At 54.9% G+C, this 21,801-nt stretch carries 17 protein-coding genes; 12 read left to right on the forward strand and 5 right to left on the reverse strand.

Annotated features, from left to right (window positions below):
• The first annotated feature begins 34 nt into the window (after positions 1–34).
• The 3 genes from K1558_RS19505 (at position 35) to K1558_RS19515 (ending at position 5,044) form a co-directional block, all read left to right on the forward strand.
• Positions 35–928 carry a carbohydrate ABC transporter permease gene (locus tag K1558_RS19505; protein ID WP_420800451.1) on the forward strand — a complete coding sequence of 298 codons (894 nt, stop codon included), beginning with the start codon at positions 35–37 and terminating at the stop codon, positions 926–928.
• A gap of 66 nt (positions 929–994) precedes the next feature.
• Complete coding sequence (locus tag K1558_RS19510; protein ID WP_238653322.1) at positions 995–2,575, forward strand: ABC transporter substrate-binding protein; 1,581 nt, start codon at positions 995–997, stop codon at positions 2,573–2,575.
• Positions 2,576–2,689: 114 nt separating this feature from the next.
• A complete protein-coding gene (locus K1558_RS19515; protein WP_238653323.1) occupies positions 2,690–5,044 on the forward strand; it encodes a beta-galactosidase in 2,355 nt (784 codons plus the stop codon).
• Positions 5,045–5,691: 647 nt separating this feature from the next.
• Here the strand turns inward: K1558_RS19515 and K1558_RS19520 are convergent.
• Together K1558_RS19520 and K1558_RS19525 are read right to left on the reverse strand one after the other, a co-directional pair.
• Positions 5,692–6,528, reverse strand: a complete 837-nt coding sequence (locus K1558_RS19520; RefSeq protein WP_238653324.1) for a carbohydrate ABC transporter permease — start codon at positions 6,526–6,528, stop codon at positions 5,692–5,694.
• Complete coding sequence (locus K1558_RS19525) at positions 6,528–7,418, reverse strand: carbohydrate ABC transporter permease (RefSeq protein ID WP_238653325.1); 891 nt, start codon at positions 7,416–7,418, stop codon at positions 6,528–6,530. The genes K1558_RS19520 and K1558_RS19525 overlap by 1 nt, the downstream gene beginning before the upstream one ends.
• 208 nt (positions 7,419–7,626) lie before the next feature.
• On the opposite strand from K1558_RS19525, the gene K1558_RS19530 reads away from it, so the two are divergent.
• From K1558_RS19530 to K1558_RS19545, 4 genes are all read left to right on the forward strand, one after another.
• The gene (locus K1558_RS19530) at positions 7,627–9,489 is read left to right on the forward strand and encodes a sensor histidine kinase (protein WP_238653326.1); all 1,863 of its coding nucleotides are present in this window, start codon (positions 7,627–7,629) and stop codon (positions 9,487–9,489) included.
• Complete coding sequence (locus K1558_RS19535; RefSeq protein WP_238653327.1) at positions 9,482–11,128, forward strand: response regulator transcription factor; 1,647 nt, start codon at positions 9,482–9,484, stop codon at positions 11,126–11,128. Before K1558_RS19530 ends, K1558_RS19535 begins: the two co-directional genes overlap by 8 nt.
• A gap of 124 nt (positions 11,129–11,252) precedes the next feature.
• Positions 11,253–12,578, forward strand: a complete 1,326-nt coding sequence (locus K1558_RS19540; protein ID WP_238653328.1) for an ABC transporter substrate-binding protein — start codon at positions 11,253–11,255, stop codon at positions 12,576–12,578.
• A gap of 97 nt (positions 12,579–12,675) precedes the next feature.
• Positions 12,676–14,775: an alpha-galactosidase gene (locus K1558_RS19545; protein ID WP_238653329.1), complete on the forward strand. Its 2,100-nt coding sequence runs from the start codon at positions 12,676–12,678 to the stop codon at positions 14,773–14,775.
• A gap of 94 nt (positions 14,776–14,869) precedes the next feature.
• Here K1558_RS19545 and K1558_RS19550 read toward each other — a convergent pair whose 3' ends face one another.
• The 3 genes from K1558_RS19550 to K1558_RS19560 form a co-directional block, all read right to left on the reverse strand.
• The gene (locus K1558_RS19550) at positions 14,870–15,178 is read right to left on the reverse strand and encodes a hypothetical protein (RefSeq protein ID WP_238653330.1); all 309 of its coding nucleotides are present in this window, start codon (positions 15,176–15,178) and stop codon (positions 14,870–14,872) included.
• Between the two features lies 1 nt (position 15,179).
• Complete coding sequence (locus tag K1558_RS19555) at positions 15,180–15,827, reverse strand: hypothetical protein (protein WP_238653331.1); 648 nt, start codon at positions 15,825–15,827, stop codon at positions 15,180–15,182.
• Positions 15,828–16,056: 229 nt separating this feature from the next.
• On the reverse strand, positions 16,057–16,482 hold the full coding sequence (locus K1558_RS19560) for a MarR family winged helix-turn-helix transcriptional regulator (protein ID WP_238653332.1): 426 nt from the start codon (positions 16,480–16,482) through the stop codon (positions 16,057–16,059).
• 372 nt (positions 16,483–16,854) lie between these two features.
• On the opposite strand from K1558_RS19560, the gene K1558_RS19565 reads away from it, so the two are divergent.
• From K1558_RS19565 to K1558_RS19585, 5 genes are all read left to right on the forward strand, one after another.
• Positions 16,855–17,112 carry an AbrB/MazE/SpoVT family DNA-binding domain-containing protein gene (locus tag K1558_RS19565; protein ID WP_274528657.1) on the forward strand — a complete coding sequence of 86 codons (258 nt, stop codon included), beginning with the start codon at positions 16,855–16,857 and terminating at the stop codon, positions 17,110–17,112.
• A 141-nt stretch (positions 17,113–17,253) separates the two neighbouring features.
• On the forward strand, positions 17,254–17,982 hold the full coding sequence (locus tag K1558_RS19570) for an HAD family hydrolase (protein ID WP_238653333.1): 729 nt from the start codon (positions 17,254–17,256) through the stop codon (positions 17,980–17,982).
• A 274-nt stretch (positions 17,983–18,256) separates the two neighbouring features.
• Positions 18,257–18,997: a response regulator transcription factor gene (locus K1558_RS19575; RefSeq protein WP_238653334.1), complete on the forward strand. Its 741-nt coding sequence runs from the start codon at positions 18,257–18,259 to the stop codon at positions 18,995–18,997.
• Between the two features lie 38 nt (positions 18,998–19,035).
• Positions 19,036–20,385: an FAD-dependent oxidoreductase gene (locus K1558_RS19580; protein ID WP_238653335.1), complete on the forward strand. Its 1,350-nt coding sequence runs from the start codon at positions 19,036–19,038 to the stop codon at positions 20,383–20,385.
• Between the two features lie 120 nt (positions 20,386–20,505).
• Positions 20,506–21,789, forward strand: coding sequence for a citrate transporter (locus tag K1558_RS19585; protein ID WP_238653355.1), 1,284 nt, complete (start codon positions 20,506–20,508; stop codon positions 21,787–21,789).
• The last annotated feature ends 12 nt before the right edge of the window (positions 21,790–21,801 follow it).

Consider the following 21,801-nt stretch of genomic DNA (forward strand, 5'->3'; position numbering starts at 1 on the left):
GAGTTCAACGACTGCAAATATTCATTCGCCGGAAATGCGCAAGAAGCCTGTTAACCGGGACAAAATGATCCTGTCCATCGTCGGATACATCACCCTTACTATACTTGCTGTCTTCTGTGTCTTCCCGTTCATTCTGGTTATCTCCTCTTCCTTAAGTGAAGAGAGTGCGATTATCGAGAAGGGATTCCAGATCTTCCCGACAGCCTTCTCTACGGAAGCCTACAGTCTGCTGTTCAAATATCCTACAGAGATGCTCAAAGCCTATGGCATTACGATCTCCGTCACCGCCATCGGGACACTGGTCGGACTGTTCCTGACCTCGATGACCGCCTACGTGCTGTCCCGCAGAGATTTCAAATGGCGCAGCAGCTTCTCGTTCTTCTTCTTCTTCACTACATTGTTCAGCGGCGGTCTGGTGCCGTGGTATCTGATGATCGTCAACTATCTGCATCTGAAGGATACCCTCCTGGTGCTGATCCTGCCGATGCTGATGAACGTGTTCTATATCATTGTTATGAAGTCGTTCATGAGCAGCATCCCGGATGCGATTACCGAATCCGCCAAAATTGACGGAGCGGGAGACTTCCGTATCTTCATGCAGCTGATTGTGCCGCTGTCCAAGCCGGCGCTGGCGACCATCGGTCTCTTCATTGCCCTGGCCTACTGGAATGACTGGTATAACGCATTGCTCTTCATCTCCAAGTCCGACCTGATGCCGCTGCAGTATTATCTCTACAAGATGCTCGGCAATATGGACGGCATGCGCAAGGCGATGATGGCTTCCGGTGCGGTGGTCAACTCCAATCTGCCGACCGAGAGTCTGAAGATGGCCATGACCATTGTGGCGACCGGGCCGATCCTGCTGGCGTATCCGTTCATCCAGAAGTATTTTGTCACAGGACTTACGATTGGTGCCGTCAAGGGATGATCTCAGGGCAACCTGGTTATCAATATAAACTCAAGCAACTATTATCTTAAGGGGGAAATACAGGTCATGATGAATAAGAAAAAGAAACTGACAGCTACACTGGCAGCAATGATGACACTGGGTACGGTTCTCAGCGCCTGCGGAGGCGGTAACAATAACGGCAATTCAGCAGCAGAGGCTACCAAGGCTCCGGCTTCATCCGAAGGAGCAGCGGCTAATTCCGGCGCTCCGGACACTTCCAAGGAAGTGAAGCTCAAAATGATTCTGCTCGGACCGCAGCCCGGTGATTATGACAAGGTCTTCGGCGAGCTGAACGCCAAGCTGAAAGAGAAAATCAACGCTACTGTGGAAACCGAGTTCCTCGACTGGTCTGACTGGACACAGAAATATCCGCTGAAGTTCGCGGCCAATGAGGATTTCGACCTTGTATATTCTGCGAACTGGGCCTTCTATAATGACCAGGCACTCAAAGGCGGGTTCCTGGAGCTGACCGACGATATGCTGAGCAAGTATATGCCTAAGACCTGGGAAGTAATGCCGAAGGTGAACTGGGAGCAGGCCAAGGTGGATGGTAAGCTCTATATGGTGCCGAACAACAACGTGGAGGTAACCGACAAAGTGGTGCTGTACCGTGAGGATCTGCGCAAGAAGCACAATCTGCCGGAGATCAACAGCCCTGAGACATACGCCACCTATCTGAAGGCAGTTGCCAAGGATGAGAAGGGCATCACCGCATTCGGAGCCAAACCGGCAGACGGCTGGAAGTTCCACGAGCTGGATCAGACGCTGCTGGAGCAGAACAACAACTTCAAGCTGGTTGACCGCAGCCTGCTGCCGCTGGCGTACAAGCTCGAAGATGCTACCGGCAAAGTCTTCAATATCTATGACACACCGGAGTTTACTTCCCTGGTGAAATACTACAAAGACCTGGCTGATAACGGCGCATGGTCGAAGAACGTAGTCAGCAATAAAAATGACGTATGGCAGGATGTCAAAGCAGGCAAGGTATCCTCTTATGCCCACAACCTGGGTACGGTAGCCGCCAACCTGTCCGAAATGCGCCGCGACAAACCGGAAATCGAGCTCGGCATTGCTGACCTGACACCGGACAAGAAGAAAATTGCTGCAATCTCGACGCAGAACGGGATGTCCGTTCATGCCAGCTCGAAGAATCCTGAGCGTGCTCTGATGCTGATTGATCTCTTGCAGAATGACAAGGAAATTCATGACCTGACGATGTACGGAATTGCCGGCAGCAACTATAATCCGGAGGGTGACAAGAAGTTCACTGCCGGACCGGCTGCTGCGAACTACACTGGCTTCTCGAACTGGGGCTGGAACTCTCCGCTGAACCGCCAGGACGCAGCTTATCCTGAGGAAGCGAATACGATGTTCGACAAATGGCAGTCCAGCATCTACCACTTCCCGCTGGAGACCTTCGTCTTCGACTCCACACCGGTGAAGAACGAAGTGGCTAACATCGGCAACGTTATGCTGCGCTATGCGATTCCGCTGGAATACGGCTTGATTGAGGATATCGACAAAGGCCAGGCTGAACTGTTGAAGCAATTGAAATCTGCCGGACTCGACAAGGTACAGACGGAAATGCAGAAGCAAATCGATGCGTTCCTGGCTGCGCAGAAGTAAGGATATATAATAGGTTTTCGGGCTGCTCCAAAGCATTCGCTTTGGGGCAGTTTTTGTGAAATGATAGATACAGGTTGTACGCGGATCATACATTACGGCAAAGGAGCAATTCTTATGAATTATACGATTCAAGCTCAGGTGTCCCCCAAGAATATTTATCCGTCTTCGCTCCGCTTGGGCGGGCCCAGTCCGCAAGGGGATGAGATCAGCTTCACCAATTATTATATGGAGCTTAACGGTAAGCCATATTTCGCGATCTGCGGCGAATTCCATTATTCCCGTTATCCCGAAGGAGACTGGGAGACCGAAATCCGCAAAATGAAGCTGTCGGGAATCAATGTGGTTGCCACCTATATCTTCTGGAATCATCATGAAGAGCTTGAAGGAGAGTTCCAGTGGACAGGCAACCGCGATCTGCGCCGCTTCGTTAAGCTGTGCCGGGATAACGGCCTCTATGTGATTCTGCGTGTCGGGCCGTTCTGCCACGGCGAGGTCCGCAACGGCGGGCTGCCGGACTGGCTGTTCGGGCGGGAGTTCGATGTCCGTTCCAATGATGAAGGTTATCTCGGATATGTCCGGCGCTTGTTTGCAGAGATCGGGCATCAGTCCCGCAGCCTGATGTTCAAGGACGGCGGGCCGGTGATTGGCATTCAACTGGAGAATGAGCTGAATGCCGCCGCGGCTCTCTGGGAAGAGACCGCCAAGCAGGGTGATGAGTATCACAGCGGCGGCGCAAGCGGCGCTGCCGGCTCCGAGCATATGCGTCTGCTTAAGCAGTATGCGGTAGAATCAGGGCTGATTGCCCCGATCTATACCAGCACCGGCTGGGGGGCTGCACCGTTCCTGGAGGATGAGGTGCTTCCGCTGTATGGCGGATATGCCTATACCCCCTGGAGCATCAGTGATCCGAACCAGATGCAGAAGCCGACGCCGGAGTACGTCTTCGTGAACTTCCATGACGATCAGGCACCGGGCGGTGAGTTCAATCCGCCGTATCCGCGGACGAAATACCCGTTCGCCTGCTGTGAGATGGGCGGCGGGATGCAGACCTGGTACCTGTCCCGCTTCCAGGTCGAGCCGGAGAGCGTCATCGCCATGAGCTTAATGAAGCTGGCCGGGGGCTGCAACTTCATCGGCTATTATATGTTCCATGGCGGCACCAATCCGGTGGGCAGCACCGGATACCTGAACGAGAGCACTACACCCAAGCTGACCTATGACTTCCAGGCGCCCATCGGCGAGTTTGGCCAGATTCGTGAATCGAACGGCCTGCTCCGGCCGCTGCATTACTTCCTGCGCCGGTTCGCTGACCGGTTGGCTCCGATGGCAACAGTGCTCCCGGCCGGGGCAGAGGCCATCACGCCGGAGGATGCGCATTCGCTGCGTTATGCGGTCCGCACTGATGGCAAGTCGGGCTTCCTGTTCGTGAATAATTACCAGGACCATGTGAAGATGGATGCACACGAAGAGGTGGTGTTTAACGTTGAGCTGGGTGGGGAGGCCATCCGCTTCCCGCAGCGCAGCAAGCTGACGGTTCAGTCCAAGGCTTCCTTCCTGCTGCCGTTCAACTTCGATCTGGACGGGCTGAATCTTACGTATGCTACTGCTCAGCCGGTAACCGTAGTAGAGACGGCAGAAGCAGCGACCTACTTCTTCGCCATGCCGGAAGGCGTGGACGGCGAGTTCCGTCTTGCGGCCGAGGCTGGTATTCTGGATGTGGCGGCTGATGCCGGAGACGTTGTGCAGGAGGACGGCTATACGGTTGTGATTCCGCATGATGGTTCGTCCATGATTGTCATCAAGCGCGAAGATGGCAGAGAAGTGCGGATCTATGCGATGAGCGCGGCGGTAGCCCCGGAGCTATGGGAGCTGGAGGAGCACGGACAGAACCGGGTGATGTTCTCGCCGGTTCCGCCGGTGCAGACCCCAGGCGGAATCGAATTCATCAGCCCGGGGCAGCATGCCTTCACGTTCCGGGAATATGCGGGCGAAGCTGAGGCGGTCACGGATTGGACTCCGGCCCAGGCGGATGCAGCCGTCAGCGGACGGCGTGAGGGCTGGTTCCATAAGTACGATGTGCAGGTTCCGCAGGAGGAGGTTCCCGTAACAGTGCGGCGGATTCATGACTCTAAGGTGGTCCTAGAGCTGCCGGAGCATGTGCTGGAACGCACGGAAGAGGTGCTGCTGAGCATCAATTACACGGGTAATGTGGGCTATGCCTTTGCCGGCGGCAAGCTGTTCCATGACCACTTCTATAACGGCTTGCCGTGGGAGATCGGGCTGTCCCGGTTCCGGGAGGTGCTGCGCCGGGGCGAGATCGTGCTGGAGACTACGCCGCGCCGCACCGGGGCCGTCAAGCTGGCTGACGACGCCGCCATGGCAGTGGAGAAGGTATTCGAGGGCGAAGCGGTGGCCGTGTTCCACAGTGTGACGGCAACGCCGGTGTACCGGATCGGGCTTAGACGGTAGAGCAGGAACCTCTCCCGGAAGGTTGCGGATGCGGGGAGGGGGAAGTGGCTTTCGCGGGAACTGGTGGGTGGTCCGCAGACTGTGAGGTCTCTGGGGATTATGACTAATTAGGAACTGCGCGGCTTGCCCGAACGCCCCTTCAAGCTTCCCAGGAAGGCTAATGCGATGCTAGGTGTGCTTATATGTGCTACGTGGTGCTACGCGGACTGTGATGCGCTTATTCGGCCTGAAAGTACTTCATTCGCCGAGTCTGCGGACTCAGAGGAGCTTATGCTGCGGATTCCTCCTCGTTTATGGCCCCAATGTGCGAAATAAGCGCATGTGAGTCCGCGGATGGTGCCAAAAGTGGTGCTATTGGTGAAATAAGCGCATGTGAGTCCGCGTCTACCCAGGGGAGGGTAGAATGGATGTTTAGAACGATTCAAGGGTGGAGGAATGGAGGGGATTTTGGAACTGCAGGAGCGGTAGCGTCCGCCTTTATGTTTGGATTTCTACTGCGTCCGGCAGTATAAATGGGGAAATCCAAACATAACAGCGGCCGGAAGTCCAAAATCACCGAAATGACGATTATACCCAAAATCAATCCCACCATCAAAAAGGCACGGCCCAAGCGGATTCGCTTAAGCCGTGCCTTCTTTTGCGCCCGATTAGCCCTTAACCGCCCCGGCCACCACGCCCTTAACAATATACTTCTGCAGGAAAATAAACACGATGATCGAAGGAAGCACCGCCATCACCATTGCGGTCATCGCATACTGCCAGTCCGACGTATACTGCCCGACGAAGGTATAGGCTGCCAGCGTCAGTGTCTTGGTGCTAGGTGAGCCGTTCACCATCAGCAGCGGGAGCAGGAAGTCATTCCAGATCCACATCACATCGATGATCACAATCGTGGTGGTGACCGATTTCAGCAGCGGGAAGATCACGCTGAAGAACAGGCGGAAGCCGGAGGCACCGTCGATGGTTGCGCTCTCGTCAATCTCGGCCGGGATGCCCTTCACGAAGCCGTGATAGATGAATACGGCCAGCGGTGCGCCGAAGCCCCAGTACAAGAGGCCCAGTCCCCAGGTGCTCTCCGACAGATTCAGGCTTTTGGCTGTCTGCAGCACAGTCAGCATGATCGACTGGAACGGGATCAGCATCGGCATAATGCACAGGAAGTACAGGACGCCGCTCCATCTGGTTTTGGTCCGGGCCAGCTTATAGGCGGCAATGGATGAGATGAACACAATGCCGAGCAGGCCGACCCCGGTAATGATGAAGTTGTTCAGGAACAAGCGCGGGTAGTTAATGAACTCCCAGACATAGGCGTAGTTGCTGAAGTTGATCTGCTTCGGGAGCGCGATGACATCGGTCATGACCTCGCCGAAGCTTTTCAGGGAGTTGATCACTGCCAGGAATAGCGGATACAGGAACAGCAGAGACAAGAGCACGAGCACCACTTCGAGTATGATCTTGCCTGCCTTATTAGGTTTAGTTGTCATTAGGCCTCTACCTCTCTGCGTTTGAAGACTGTCAGCTGGATGATGGTCACGACCAGCACGGCCAGGAACAGAATCAGCGCTTTGGCTGTACCGTAACCGTACAGGTTATTCTGGAATGTATCCCGGTAGATGTCATAAGCGATACTATAAGTAGTTCCGCCGGGGCCGCCGCCGGTCAGTGACAGAATCACATCGAATACCTTAATCGAGTTGGTCAGCGCCATGAACACAGAGATCGTGATGGATGGGGCCAGCAGCGGCAGCGTCACACTGAAGAACCGTCGCATAGGTCCGGCACCGTCAACGGTAGCGGCTTCCTTGAGATCCTCAGGCACTGACTGCAGACCGGCGATGTAAATGACCAGGTAGAACCCGATCGATTGCCAGATTGAGACGCCTAGAATGGAGATGAACGCCAGCCCCGGTGTGCCGAGCCAGCTCAGGCCGAACATACTCCAGCCGGTGCTCTCCCCGAGGGAGTTGAAGCCCTGCATGAAGATGAATTTCCAGATGAAGCCGACAATCACCAGACTGAGAATATAAGGGATGAAGAAGGCTGCCCGCAGCCAGGAGGTGCTCTTCAGCTTCATGTCCAGCAGCACCGCCAGCAGAATCGCCAGCACGTTAACGATCACGATATAGAGAATCGCGTATTTTACCGTGAACCAGGCGGCACTTGAGAAATTCGTATCCCCGGAGAAAATCTGGCGGAAATTATCAAGTCCGATGAAGGTGGGATGCTTGGCAATCCCGTTCCACTTCGTCATGGAATAGCGGACCGTCATGGCAAAGGGAATGTAGAAGGCGATAGCGATACAGATGAGAACCGGGAGTGTAAAAATTCCGAATTCGAGCTTCTCGCGCCATTGTCTGCCGAGTGTTTTTAACATGGATGCACCTCTTCTGGAGTTATATGCGTGGAAGAATCAGACCCGGCTTGCCACGCTTAACCATTCCGGTTAGTCTATATGGTGTAATTATAGAGCAGCCTCGTGAGTGCCAAAATGGATTTAAGAGGACAGTTAAGGGTAAAAAGGTGAACGGTGTAGAGAGACTGTCCAAAGGGCAGAAACCGGCTTCTGGAAGAAGGGGAACATCATGAAAAAACGGTGGCTGAAGCTGGCTGAGCCCATGCTGGAGCGGATCTCCCGGCGGCTGGCGAACAAGCTGATCCTGTTATTTACGAGTATGATCATTCTGGTGGTCAGCTCACTTACATACATCTCATACCGCATGCTGCAGCGGGAATCCGTGGATAACAGCATCGCCAGCACAAGCAACAATCTGCTGCTGGTCGGCCGGAATCTGGAGAGCTACCTGAGCGGGATTGAGCAGCTATCATTGCCCCAGATCTCCTACGACGAGTTCAATTATGCCCTGCTGCACGAATCGGAGGACTACAGCTCGCGGATGTATGTGGAGGATTATCTGAAGAATCTGTATTTCTCCCGCAATGATCTGGAGTCGGTCTACCTGTATGTCATCAAGGAGCAGAAGTATTACTATGTGACGAAGGAGAACTATAATATCACCGTGCGGGTGTCTGCGCATCCGCCCATTACCGGCCTGCCGTGGTATAAGCGGGCGCTGGCGAGTCCGTATAACCGTTCTTACCAGTCTTTTGCAGACAGAACTCCCGCTCCGGTAAGCGGCAATAATGTGGATTACCCGGTCAACCCGGACAAGGTCTTCATGGGCTATCACCGGCTGATCCGCTCCATCGTCTCCCGGGAGCCGCAGGCGGTATTGTCGCTGTACCTGAATTCCTCGGTGACCGGCGAGATTATGAAGGATATTCCGTTTAGCAGCGGAGAGCACCTGATGTATATCAGCCCGGATGATGAGCCTTATGTCGTGGATGACAAGACATTCTACCGGGAGAGCAGGGAAGCGGGCCTGACGGGGCTGCTGACACCGGAGCAGAAGGGGCGGGTTACCTGGACCGGCAAGGGGCAGAAGTACCTCGTAATCTACGACATCAGCCAAAAGGAAGGCTGGAAGCTCGTCAAGCCGATTCCTTACACGCAAATCTACGAAGCGGCAACAACGACGCGAACCCTGAGTGTGGCAATCGGACTCTTGTTCCTGATTGTCTCGGTTGTGCTGGTCAGCGTCATCTCGAACCGGATCACCGACCCGCTGAAGCATCTGTCGCTCCAGATGAAGCGGTTCAGCTCAGGAGACTTCGACGCCCAGGCTGCGGTTGCCGGCAAGGACGAGATCGCCTACCTGTCCCGTCACTTCAACAAGATGGTCGAGAAGACCAATGAGCTGATCAATGAACGCTACAAAATGAAAATCGTCGAAAAAAACGCCGTCCTCAAAGCGCTGGAGGCGGAAATTAACCCTCACTTCCTGTACAATGCGCTCCAGGCGATCTCGACCAAGGCGCTCAAGAATCATAATGACGATATTGTCGAGATGGTGGACAATCTGGCGTTAACCCTGCGATACTGTATCAGCGGCAAGGATGTCGTGCAGGCGAGGGAGGAGCTGCGGCACATCGGGCGTTATCTGGCATTGCAGCAGGCCCGGTTCGGCAGCCGGATGCAGGTCGTGTATGACTGGGAGGAAGGGCTGATGGACCTCAGAATCCCCAAGCTGTCGATTCAGACCCTGGTTGAGAACTGCATCAAGCACGCGCTGGAGAAGGTGTCCAGTACGGTCACGATAACGATTGAAGCTCATGTTACGGATACACACAGTATCATCTCGGTGCTGGACAACGGACCGGGCATCCGGGCCGAGCGGCTGGAGCAGGTCATGGCTTCGCTGGAGGTTCAGTGGGAGGACCGCGGCCCGGATACGGATGAGGAGAATGGCATGGAGAGCATCGGGCTGAAGAATCTGAACACCCGGCTGAAGCTGCTGTACGGGGAACAGGCGGGACTGGTCATTCACAGCAGGGAACAGGGGACACAAATGGAGATGCGGCTGCCGCGGGGAGGATCACATGTATAGAGTATTGATTATTGATGACGAGGAGCCGCTGCGCGAAGCGATCCAGATTCTGGGGGACTGGGAGGGGATCGGTGTCAGCGAGGTGCTGGAGGCTACAGACGGGAAGTCCGGGCTTGAGCTGCTGCGCAGAGAGAGGTTCGATCTGGTGCTGGTGGATATGAAAATGCCGGAGCTCGGCGGGGCCGAGCTGCTGCAGATCGCCGAGCAGGAATTCCCGGAGCTGCTGATGATTGTAATCAGCGGCTATAATGATTTCGAGTATACGCGCCAGGCCATCCGCTCCAAGGTGGTGGATTACCTGCTGAAGCCGGTGAACCGGACGGATCTGAACCTTGCCCTGCGTAAGGCGGCCGGGGTGCTGGACGCGAAGCGCAAGCGAGAGAGCGAGTTCATCAACCGCAATATTACGCTGAATATGTCGCTGCCGAAGCTGAAGGAGAAGATGTACCTGTCCATCCTTGAGCGGAGCTTCAAGCCGCAGTCGAATGAGGCCTTCCTGCCGCTCATCGGTGCTGACGGGGCAGCCAGTCATTTCGCTGCCGGTATGCTGCGGATGCTCAATCTGGAGCAGGTGCGCAGGGAACGGTTCCACGGGGACCGGGATTTGCTGCATTTTGCGGTTACCAATGTGATGAATGAGCATAGTGACAGGCAATTCGGGGCGTTCAGCTTCGCCAGTCCCAAGGAGGAGCGGGAGTTCATTGCTATCTTCACGATGAAGGACGGATATGAGCAAGATGCCGCTTTCCTGACGCTGCATCATATGAAGCGGGCGGCATCCACCCTGAAGGAGCTGTTCGGCATCGCCTGCGCAGGAGGGCTGGGTGAGCCCTGCCGTGACCCGCTTGCCCTTGCGGCATCCTTCGAGCAGGCCCAGGCGGCAGTGGATAACCTCGATCTGCTCAGCCTGAAGAGCGGCCAGATTGCTCAGGGAAGTGGGGCACAGCCTGCCCCCCGGGACAATCCGTCGCTGACCGGACGAATGCCGCAGATCCGCAGTGCGCTGGAGAGCGGCAATGTGAATCATGCGCGCAGCATCCTGAATGAATTCACCGGAAGCTGGCAGCAGTCCGAAGGCTTCACACTCGGAGAGGCGGACCGCGCGCTGCGGATATTCCTGCTGCAGCTCAGCGAGATTGCCGCCCAGCTGGACGCGCTGCCGCCGCAGAGCTCAAGCGGCAAGGACAATGCCCTTCAATCTCTCGGCTTATCCGGTGATTTCGCCTCCTTCGGGCAGTTTGCGGCGCTGCTTAATGATATCTTTGACGGTTATGCGGGCGGCATCAGCCGTAAGCTGTCGGGAGACCGCAGCAGTGTGCTGGAGAATATTAAAGCCTACATTGACAACCATTACTTTGAAGATATTAAGATATCCAACTTCACGGAGCAATATTTCCTGAGCCGGGAATATCTGATGAAGCTGTTCAAGGGGCAATACGGCTATGGCATCCACGAATATGTGCAGAAGGTAAGGATGGACAAGGCGGCCGCTCTGCTGCGCGATCCCGCCCTCAAAATTCAGGATATCTCCGAGATGCTGGGGTACAAGGACAAGAACTATTTCAGCAAGGCATTCCGCAATTATTATGATTGCTCACCTTCGGAGTTCCGCCAGCAGCTTGAAGGGGGAGAAAAGTGAAACGGTTACATCAGCACACTTTTTTACCCCTATAAGTTCACTTATGTACCTTCTTATCCTTTTTCTTTTTCTTTAGAATGATGAGCAAGACCACAAGCTGTATGAGAAAAAGGGGGCAACTTCCATGTTAAAACGATTCATGGCCGTATCTGCGAGTCTGCTGCTGGCCGGGGGACTGCTGGCGGGGTGCGGCGGAAATAACACCAATAATGCCGCTAACAACACAGGTGGAGCAAGTGGAGCCGGCAATAGCACAGCCGATTCCTCCAAGCCTGTCACGATTAATATGTTCACCGCATCTCCTGAATACACGGACGCCTTCAATGCTTACATTGCCGAATACAAGAAGGTGAAGCCTAACGTAACCATTAACCTTGAAATTATGCAGGCGGACTACAACACCGTGCTGAAATCCAAGATTGCAGCAGGCAGCACCCCGGATGTGTTCCAGACGACGGCGGGCGGCGATATTGATACTTTTGCCGAATACAGTGCCGACCTGACGAATGAACCGCTGGCCGCTGCAATGACTGATGCCGTCCGCTCCAATATGAGCTCCTCGGATGGCAAGGTGCTCGGACTCCCGGTCAAGGGCAACCTGTTCGTTCTGATGTACAATAAGAAGCTGCTGACGGATGCCGGCATTACCGGGGTTCCTAAGACAACCGCCGAGCTGGATGACGCGATCACTAAGCTGGAAGCCAAAGGAATTACACCGTTCGCCAATGCCTACAAGGAGTGGTGGGTATGGAAGCATATCTTCCAGCACTTTGTTGACGCCGCAGCCACCGATGCAGGCACGGATGCCAAGAACCTGGTAGCTGATTTCATCGCCGGCAAGACCACCTTCAAGGATCATCCGGTACTGAACGATAATTTCTTCAACTTCATTGATACTACCGTGAAGCATGGTACAGACAAGCCGCTGGAACGCGACAGCAATGCGGAAGTCAGTGACTTCGCCCTCGGCAGAACCGCCTTCATGACCGGCAAGGGTGCCTGGGATGAAGAGGCGATCAAGAAGATCACGCCTGACTTCGATCTCGGCATCGCCGGTTATCCGGTCAGCGACAAGCCGGAGCAGTCCCAGATCATCACGGGCGCTGACCAGGCGCTGCGCATCAACAAGGATTCTGCTGTAGCCAAAGAAACAATCGAATTCTTCAACTGGCTGTATACCTCTGATTACGGCAAAAGCTGGTTCTCGAACGTAGCCAAGGTCATTCCGCCGATCAAGGATGCACCGATGCCTGACCTGCAAATGCCTAAGGAGATGGAAGAAATCCTCAAGACCGAGAAATCCGGCGACCTGTCCGTGAACTATTCGCTGGATACGTTCCACCAGAAGTTTGGTGAATTGATGCAGGCGTATATCGGCGGCAGCAAGACCAAGGATCAGGCGATTGATGAAATTCAGAAGGCCTGGATTCAATTCGGGTCCGCACAATAAAAGCATCAGCATGAACTTGAACGGCCTCCGAGGTAAGCTTACTTACTGAGGGGGCTGTTCTTCTATTCTTTCTTCTATTAAGGAGGCTATATCAGACATGGACAAGAAGCTCATAGAAATAGCGGAGAACGGACTTTATCTTACGATTGAAGTTACAGCGGAACAGGATGTACGGCTGCTGCATTTCGGCGCTGCGCCGCTTGAGGCGGGGCGCATTGAAGAGAAGAGCAAGGCCGGCTTCCGGCTGCTGGAGCTGCAATTATCGGGCGAGGACCGGGCGGAATATCACGGGCGGACACATCGCGCCTCATACCCGGGGCTGCGTATGGTCTATGACGGCCACCAGGATACGGTCAATGCGCTGGGCCGCAAGCAGGAGATTGCCCTCGCTGATCCGCTGACCGGCCTGAAGGCCGTACAGCATTATCAGTTCTATACCGGGGTACAGGTGGTACGCTCCTGGACGGTCCTGCGCAATGAAGGCGATGCAGACGCCGGGGTGGAGTATGTCTCTTCGTTTGCCCTGACCGGAGCGGACAAGGAGGGCAGCGGAGACCGCAGCGGCAAAATAGAGGTGAGCCTTGCTCACAGCGGATGGCAGAGTGAGCTGCAATGGAAGACCTACAGCCTGCCGGAGCTGGGCATGTCCCATCTGTCCGACCGGGGCTCGAAGCGGATTGCCGCCAGCAATACCGGCTCCTGGTCGGCGGCAGAGCTGCTGCCGATGGCGGTGCTCCAGAACAAGGAGAGCGGAGCCAGCCTGTTTTGGCAGATTGAGCATAACGGCTCCTGGCACTGGGAGCTGACCGATCAATACGATCAGCTCACTCTGCTGGCCGGGGGACCCACGGAGCATGATAACCACTGGTGGCTGAAGCTCGCCCCCGGCGAAGAATTCACTTCTGTGCCGGTTGCCGCAGGTGCCGTGCAAGGCGGCTTCCAGGCGGCGGCGGAGCAGCTGACCGCTTACCGGCGGATTATCCGCAGGCCGAATGAGGATAATGAGCTGCTGCGGATTATTTTCAATGACTATATGAACTGCCTGTGGGGCAGCCCGACGACGGAGAAGCTCTTGCCGCTGATCGATGCCGCAGCCGAAGTCGGCTGTGAATACTTCTGCATCGACGCAGGCTGGTACGCCCCTGGTGAATGGTGGGATGGTGTGGGTGAGTGGGAACCGTCCCTGGAGCGCTTCCCGGAGGGCATTAAGGTTGTGCTGGACTATATCCGCAGCCGAGGGATGATTCCCGGCCTGTGGCTGGAGCTGGAGGTAATGGGCATTAACAGTCCGAAGCTGGCGGAGACCGATGACAGCTGGTTCTTCATGCGCCACGGCAAGCGGGTGAAGGACCGCAGCCGCTATCAGCTCGATTACCGTAGCCCGGCGGTAAGAAGACATGCCGACGGCGTAATCGCCCGGCTGGTGGAGGAATACGGCGTCGGGTATATCAAGATGGACTATAATATCAACGCCGGAATCGGTACGGAGACAGAAGCGGACAGCTTCGGGGACGGGCTACTGCAGCATAACCGGGCCTATCTGGCCTGGCTGGACAGCATTTTTGCCCGTTACCCGCAGCTGGTGATTGAGAACTGCTCCAGCGGCGGGATGCGGATGGACTATGCCATGCTGAGCCGCCATAGCATCCAGTCCACCAGTGATCAGGAGGACTATGTGAAGTATGCGGCGATTGCCGCAGGCGCTCCGGCTGCGCTGACCCCGGAGCAGGCGGCGGTCTGGTCGTATCCGCTGCGCGAGGGCGATGATGAAGAGGTTATCTTCAATATGGTCAATGCGCTGCTGCTCCGGGTTCACCAGAGCGGCCATCTGGCCGAGCTTACGCCTGGACGCCGGGCGCTCGTGAAAGAGGCGCTGGATTATTACAAATCCATCCGCTCCCGGATTCCGCAGGCCTACGCCTTTTGGCCGCTAGGTCTGCCTGACAGCGGGGGAGACTGGGTCAGCCTCGGGCTTCAACACGGAGATATGCGCTATATTGCGGTGTGGCGGATTGCCGGAGAGGCCGCAGAGGTCAAGCTGCGGCTGTCTGAGCTTCAGGGGCAGACACCAGAGACCCGTTGCGCTTATCCTGCCGGGGCTCATGGGACGGAATGGAGCTGGAACGCTGCGGAAGGCAGCTTGAGCGTCTCGCTCCCGGCCGGCCGGATTGCACGGCTCTTCGAGCTTCGTTCTTAGGTAACGAAGCTGTAGCCGGCAGGAGGATTGCGGTTACAGGTTGTTGCGATTACAGGGGGATTTCGGCGCCGGGTACGGGCGCTTGAAATGCCCCTTATTCTTTTATGAAGGCAACGCATTTGCGCAGGAGACGGCGGGTGTGGTAGAAGGACCAGGCCAGCAGCAACCCTACCACCAGGCCGTAGGGCAGACTGAGGAACTCCGGAACAGAATAGTTCGTGGTCAGCCTCATCCCTATGGCGCTGACCCCGAAGGTCCGCAGCAGGCCGGCTATAGGGGCAATGATGGCACAGACTAAGCTCCCCGCCAGCCATGTTCCCAGTACGGGTAAGGCGAACAGGATGACGAATGCTTTGGACAGATAATTGCGCAGATAAGGCACCGGGCCAGTGGATGATCTCATTTCATATACCTCCAGTATCGTTGATTCGAGTGATCTTGCCTACTTGAGCTTGGGGATGAAGGGTCAGACGATCCCGGTAACGGACCTCCCCGATCGTGCAACCAGGCCCTACCGTAACATTATGCCCGCAGACGAGGCCTGCTTGGGTCTTGTATAAGGTGATATCAGCACCTTCAATGGTCTCACAGCTCAGCTTGCGGAAGGGTCGCATCGGGATATTGAGCAGTCTGGAAGAAGGGGATATAGTAATCCCGCCTTCACAGGTCATGTGTCTGATCCGGCACACAGAGCCAAGCTCAATATGGATTGCTGCTGTACAAGACAGCCGGCCAATCCGCACCGCACCGTCAGCCCGGAATTCATCTGCATGTGCAGAGGAGGCTACCGATAAATATCCGCTGGCTGCTGCTTTCTCAGCCTGAAGACTGCCGGTGCGCAGACTTCCGAAGCTGTGAAGCTCCTGCGTACAGCATGAATGTGCCACCGAGCATTCCCCCCGGAGCCTCAGCCGCGCTGCCGTCAGCTTCCCGCGGACATGCAGATGTCCAAGCACCTCGACGCTGGAAGCTTCCATGTCGCCCCGGCAGGTCTGAGAGCCGTAGACCTTCAGCGGCTTCCCGTCTGCCGGTAGCGAATTCAGTGTAGTCATGAATGAAATCACCGCCAGTTCATATATATTTTAGTAACTATAATATATATTAAACGAAATATATAATAAATGAAATACTTAAGATGAAAAAATCACCACATACAATTGGCCCACTCGCGCCCTTCCAGTTAGCCCTTATCCACGGGCATACGTAAATCATGATTCCCAAACAACAAAAAACGGCATCTCCTGTAGGGAGCTGCCGTTCAGCCGGAATGTTACATTGCGTTCAAGGTTGGGTAATCCCGCTTATCAGGTTATCGATCGTTTGCAGCGTCGAGGACATTTTGTCCAGATCCGCTACTGCATAGGTGTCGAACAAGGAGAGGATGTGCTGCCGGCCCTGTTCCGTAAGGACGATATTGACCACCCGCCGGTCTTCCTTCGTCCGGACTCTCTCTACATACTCCAGATCCTCCAGCTTGTCACACATGAAGGAGGCGGCACCCGGTGTAATGATGAGGCGCTCTGAAATATCCGTAATGTTGAGGGAGCCGGTAAGCTGCAACAGGAACATCAGCATAATCTGGTTCTGCGACAGCGTATTCTCCTTCTTCGTGATGTGGTCGATGAATGCCTGCGATTTCTGCTGTACGCTGGTCATATAGTCCATGACCTTGTAGATGGCCTGCTCTTTATCTGCTGCTGTGCTCATGGGACCACTCCAATTTATTTTGCGGATTGAAATATATAGCTAGTATAGTATAAGTCTGCCGGCAAGTGAAGGGTGCGATCTGACCGTGAAATGGACTTGCCGCCAAAAAATAATTTCGGACTTAGTGAAATTTCTGGACTTAATTGAATAAAATAGTTATAAACAAACACGAATTTATTAATTTGTCGAAAAAACTCTAAACTTTGTCGAATTTTTTGTCGATTAATATCAAAAGATGTAGAAATAAAATTGACAGGAAAGAAATAGCACTTTACAATGCTAGTATAGAGATTACATTTCTACTTTTTAGAAGCTTTGATAGTTTTTTAACACCAAGAGTTGTTCATGGGTGATTTCAAGGGAGGATGCATAATGATGAAGGCAACAGGAATAGTAAGAAAAGTAGACGAACTGGGACGTATTGTGATTCCGATTGAACTGCGCAGAACAATGGGAATTGACATAAAGGATCCGCTCGAAATTTTTGTGGACGGCGAGAAGATCATTCTCAGAAAATATGAACCTACTTGCATTTTCTCCGGCAGTGCCGAGAATCTGATCAGCTTCAAGGGCAAAATGGTCAGCAAAGATGTGCTTGATGAGCTGATTGCAAGTTTCGACAAAATCTAAGTTTTGCTGGGCAGGGCCGCAGCATCCACACAGGAACAGTGTGGTGCTGCGGCTCTTTTGGTCTGTCTCGACAATCCCAGCGGCTTCCTATATCATTAAGGGCGTTGTATGCAGAACAATATCGGAAGGGATGGTCACCTCATGAGCAACGAAGAACACACACAGGCGGAGAACAGACCGCTGCCCCCATTGAACCGGCCGGAAGCGATTGTATTTGATATGGATGGTACGCTGTTCCAGACGGAGAGCCTGCTGCTGCCCGCCTATCATAGAATGTTCGATATTCTGCGGGAGGAAGGGCTGCATTCCGGTCCTACGCCGCCGGAGGAGCGCATCCTGGGCAGCCTGGGGATGCTGCTGGCCGACATCTGGAAGAATGTGATGCCTGATGCGGATGAGGCGGTACACCGCCGGGCGGACGAGCTGCTGTTGCAGCTGGAGATTGAAGGACTGGAAGCAGGGGGAACCCTGTTGTACCCCAAAGTAGTAGAGACGCTGCGTGCGCTGCATCAGCGCGGAGTGAAGCTGTTCGTCGCCAGCAACGGGCTGGAGGACTACATCCACAGCATCGTGGTCGTTCATGAGCTGAAGGACCTGTTCGAGGGCCTGTATAGCGCGGGCGGCCAAGGGACGGCAACCAAGACAGAATTACTCCGCCTTCTGCTGGACAATCACAACATCAGCAGCGCCTGGATGGTCGGAGACCGCTCCTCGGATGTGCAGGCAGGCAAAGGCAACGGGCAGACCGTTATCGGCTGCGGCTACGCCGGCTTCGGGCGGCAGGAGGAGCTGAAGGGCTCGGATGTCATTATCTCATCATTCGACGAGCTGATTGAGCTGTACGATAATAGCACAGCGAAAGGCCTGTAATCAGGCGGGCCGAAGCGAAGGCTAAATATATACCAGTAAGCAGATCCGGATGTCTTTCCCGCCGTATTACAGGCGTTAAGGGCATCCGGTTTGATGTTTTAAGCAGAGGGTACGGATAGATCTCGAAATTTCATACCTTTTCTCGAATGGGGACCGTTTCTTTGCACGTGCCCCAAATTTTATACTGGTACTGTAAGCGTTTCACAAGAGGTGAAGCTCATGAGCTTGGCGGAGCGGTACGGTGGCCGGAATACTGTATTTGGAGGGGATAGGGTTGCACAAGCTGTTTCTGGTGGAGGATGAAGCCCTGATCCGTTCGGGCCTTAAGCATTTGATTGAGAAGGTTATCGGCGGCTATCAGGTGGTAGGGGAGGCTGAGAACGGAAGACTTGCGCTGGAGGCGCTCAAGAGCGTGAAGCCTGATGTTCTGATTACCGATATCCGGATGAATGAAATGAACGGTCTGGAGATGATCAGACGGATTCGTGACCAGTACCCCGACATGTACATCCTGATCTTAAGCGGGTTCGCCGACTTTGAATATGCGAAGCAGGCAATTAAATACGGGATCAGCGATTATCTGCTGAAGCCGGTGGACCGCACGGAGCTGGCTCAGGCTCTGGGGGAGTTCAAGCGCAAGCACGGAACCGGGAGCGGGCTGACGGGCCAGCCGGAGGAAGGTGAAGCAGAGCAAAAAGGCAGACAGCTGATCCGTAAAGTGAAGGAGCTGGTCGCACTGCGGCTGGATCAGGAAATATCGCTTCAATATATGGCTGAGCAGGTGCATCTGAATCACCAGTACCTGTCGGTGCTGTTCAAGTCAGAGACCGGCCAGAACTTCACGGATTACGTCTTGCAGTGCCGGATGAAGCGGGCTAAGCAGCTGCTGAAGGAGACCAATCTCAAAATCTATGAGGTCGCCAAATTGTCAGGCTATCTAAGCTCCAAGCATTTCATGGCGGTATTCAAGGACCATACCGGCAGCACTCCCACGCAGTACAGGGAGCAGCTGTAATGTAAACGTTAACTTATAGGAGAAGAGGAGGAACAATAATGCGGAAATATGAAGTCGTTGTAGCAGGCGGGGGAGTCTCCGGCTCCATCGCGGCGATTGCGGCAGCAAGGGCAGGGGCAAGAACGCTGATCATTGAGGCAGGGGGCTTCCTCGGCGGAACGCTGACCGCTGCGGGCGTGGGGCCGATGATGACTTTTCACGCGGGGGATAAGCAGGCTATCCAGGGGATCACCGATGAACTGATCCAGCGGCTCCGGGCGCTCGGCAAATCGCCGGGGCATATCCCGGATGCAACGAACTACACCTATTCGGTGACACCGTTCGATGCGGAAGCGATGAAGTACGAGCTGGATCTGATGCTGCAGGAGAGCGGAGGCGAGGTGCTGTATCATACGATGCTCGCCGGGGCAGAGGTATCAGGCAGACGAATCAAGTCACTTACCTTGTGTAACAAGGCTGGCCTTAGCATGATCTCGGCGGATGTGTTCATTGATGCTACAGGGGATGGCGATTTGGCGGCCTGGTCCGGCATCCCGTTCACCAAAGGGCGTGAATCCGATGAGCAGTCGCAGCCGATGACGCTGAAGATGAAGATGAGAGGAGTGGACACGGAGAAAATAAAGGCCTACATCCGTGAGCACCGCGGGGAGTTTCCACGCATGAATCTGGATATTACGGTAATGGACTCGGCGGCCAGATTATCGGTCATCGGCTTCGACAGGCAATTTGGAGAGGCGAAGGCGCGCGGCGAGATCAGCATTCCGAGAGAGGATGTACTGTTCTTCGAGACGAGCAATCCCGGTGAGATTATCATGAATACCACGCGGATTCTCGGCAAGGACAGCACAGACCCGTGGAGCCTCAGCGAGGCTGAGATTGAGGGCCGCAAGCAGTGCCGCGAGCTGGAGATTTTTCTGAAAAAATATATTCCCGGATTTGAAGATTCCGTGGTTGTCTCCACAGGCCCGTCCATCGGCGTACGCGGCTCCCGCCAGATCAAGGGCGTGTACACCCTGACTGCGCAGGATATATTGTCGGTGAAGCCCTTCGAGGATGTGATTGCCCATTCCGGCTATCCGATTGATATCCACAGCCCGGACGGTGAGGGAACGGCAACGGATCATCTGGAGTGGGGAGCGATGTACGGCATCCCTTACCGCTGTCTGATCACGAACGAGATTGACAATCTGATTGTGGTCGGCAGATGCCTGTCAGCCACGTTTGAAGCCCAGGCGGCTGTGCGGACAACACCGACAGTAGGCGCAATCGGGCAGGCGGGCGGTACGGCGGCAGCGCTGGCGGTCCGGGCAGGAGTTCCTGTCCAGCAGGTGGATGTTAAGAGCTTGCAGGAGACACTTACAGCGCACGGTGCTTATCTGGAAGTATAACGGGCGGCACGATACCTGTAATATGTGCCTCTGTACCTCACCATCGTTCGATTAACTTGTGAATAATTCTTATAACAACGTATATTCAACAAAATATTAGGAGGAATTGGCTTGGAAACCGTGCAAATTATCGGGATTTTACTTGTATTCATTGTGTTTGTGGGTCTGATGATGACCCGCAAGCTGACCACGCTGCTCGCGCTGCCGATGATGGCGATTCTGCTGGCCGCGATTGCAGGCATCCCGCTGCTGTCTGATAACCCTGACACCTTCACCATCACGAAGGGAGTGCTCGCCGGCGGGGCGATGAAGCTGTCCACGGCGATTGCCGGACTGATCTTCGGGGCCTGGTTCGGCCAGATTCTCAGCAAGGTCGGCATCACGAAGACGATTATCCGCAAAGCTGCTGAGCTGGCGGGTGATAAGCCGCTGGCGATCGCCATTATCTTTTTCCTCGCTGCCTCTGTCATCTTCTCCGCGGCCAACGGTCTGGGCATGGTCATTCTCGTCGGAACGATCGCGATTCCCATCATGCTGACAGCCGGGCTTAAGCCCTTCGTAAGCGGCCTGGTGGTGCTGCTGGCCAACGCGGTCGGGGTAGTGTTCAATGTCTCTACGTGGGCGATTTATACCGATGTGCTTAAGGTGCCGACGAACACTATTGCTTCCTATTCCCTCGTCTGTGCAGTTCCGCTGATTGTCATCGCCTTAATTATGATTGTCTACTATACCCGCAAGGACGGTAAGGTCCGCCGTGCCTGGGCGATGCCGCTCAAACCGGAATTTCAGGCTCAGGACAGCAAAAATGTAAGAGCGGTTGCGCTGATCAGCCCGCTTGTTCCGGTGCTGCTGGTCTTTTTCCTGAAGGTGGATATTGTGTCTGCGGTCTTCATGGGGGCGCTTGTCACCCTGCTGCTGGCCACGCCGAAGCGTCCATTCCATGTGTTGTCGAGTGCGCTGGTGGAGGGGATTCAGGATGTAGCCGGTGCGCTCGGCCTGATGATCGGTATCGGGATGCTGCTCAGTGCAGTTACTGCGCCGCAGGTGGCCGCGTTAATCCAGCCGCTGATCGAAGGCATCATTCCAACCAGCCCGCTGATGTATATTCTTGTCTTCACGCTGCTGTCTCCGCTGGCGATCTACCGTGGGCCGCTTAATGTATGGGGACTGGGCAGCGGAATCGCGGCGCTGATCGTGGCCGGAGGTATGGCACCTGTGGCGGCGATGCTGGCCCTGCGTATCGTGAGCAATCTGCAGGCGGTCAGCGATCCGACCAACTCGCACAATGTCTGGATCGCCGATTACACGAAGACGGATATTATTGAGACGCTGCGCAAGACGCTGCCGTGGATGTTCGTTGCGGTAATGATCTCGATGATTATTGCGGGGATGATCGCTTTTTAGGCAGCGGCAAAT

It is taken from the genome of Paenibacillus piscarius, assembly GCF_022234545.1.
Lineage (GTDB): Bacteria > Bacillota > Bacilli > Paenibacillales > Paenibacillaceae > Paenibacillus_AQ > Paenibacillus_AQ piscarius.

Coding starts and splice junctions, on each gene's coding strand:
- K1558_RS19515 (WP_238653323.1), top strand. CDS start 2,690: ATGAATTATACGATTCAAGCTCAGGTGTCCCCCAAGAATATTTATCCG.
- K1558_RS19505 (WP_420800451.1), top strand. CDS start 35: ATGCGCAAGAAGCCTGTTAACCGGGACAAAATGATCCTGTCCATCGTC.
- K1558_RS19520 (WP_238653324.1), bottom strand. CDS start 6,528: ATGACAACTAAACCTAATAAGGCAGGCAAGATCATACTCGAAGTGGTG.
- K1558_RS19530 (WP_238653326.1), top strand. CDS start 7,627: ATGAAAAAACGGTGGCTGAAGCTGGCTGAGCCCATGCTGGAGCGGATC.
- K1558_RS19555 (WP_238653331.1), bottom strand. CDS start 15,827: ATGACTACACTGAATTCGCTACCGGCAGACGGGAAGCCGCTGAAGGTC.
- K1558_RS19560 (WP_238653332.1), bottom strand. CDS start 16,482: ATGAGCACAGCAGCAGATAAAGAGCAGGCCATCTACAAGGTCATGGAC.
- K1558_RS19545 (WP_238653329.1), top strand. CDS start 12,676: ATGGACAAGAAGCTCATAGAAATAGCGGAGAACGGACTTTATCTTACG.
- K1558_RS19525 (WP_238653325.1), bottom strand. CDS start 7,418: ATGTTAAAAACACTCGGCAGACAATGGCGCGAGAAGCTCGAATTCGGA.
- K1558_RS19550 (WP_238653330.1), bottom strand. CDS start 15,178: ATGAGATCATCCACTGGCCCGGTGCCTTATCTGCGCAATTATCTGTCC.
- K1558_RS19510 (WP_238653322.1), top strand. CDS start 995: ATGATGAATAAGAAAAAGAAACTGACAGCTACACTGGCAGCAATGATG.
- K1558_RS19535 (WP_238653327.1), top strand. CDS start 9,482: ATGTATAGAGTATTGATTATTGATGACGAGGAGCCGCTGCGCGAAGCG.
- K1558_RS19540 (WP_238653328.1), top strand. CDS start 11,253: ATGTTAAAACGATTCATGGCCGTATCTGCGAGTCTGCTGCTGGCCGGG.
- K1558_RS19565 (WP_274528657.1), top strand. CDS start 16,855: ATGATGAAGGCAACAGGAATAGTAAGAAAAGTAGACGAACTGGGACGT.
- K1558_RS19580 (WP_238653335.1), top strand. CDS start 19,036: ATGCGGAAATATGAAGTCGTTGTAGCAGGCGGGGGAGTCTCCGGCTCC.
- K1558_RS19570 (WP_238653333.1), top strand. CDS start 17,254: ATGAGCAACGAAGAACACACACAGGCGGAGAACAGACCGCTGCCCCCA.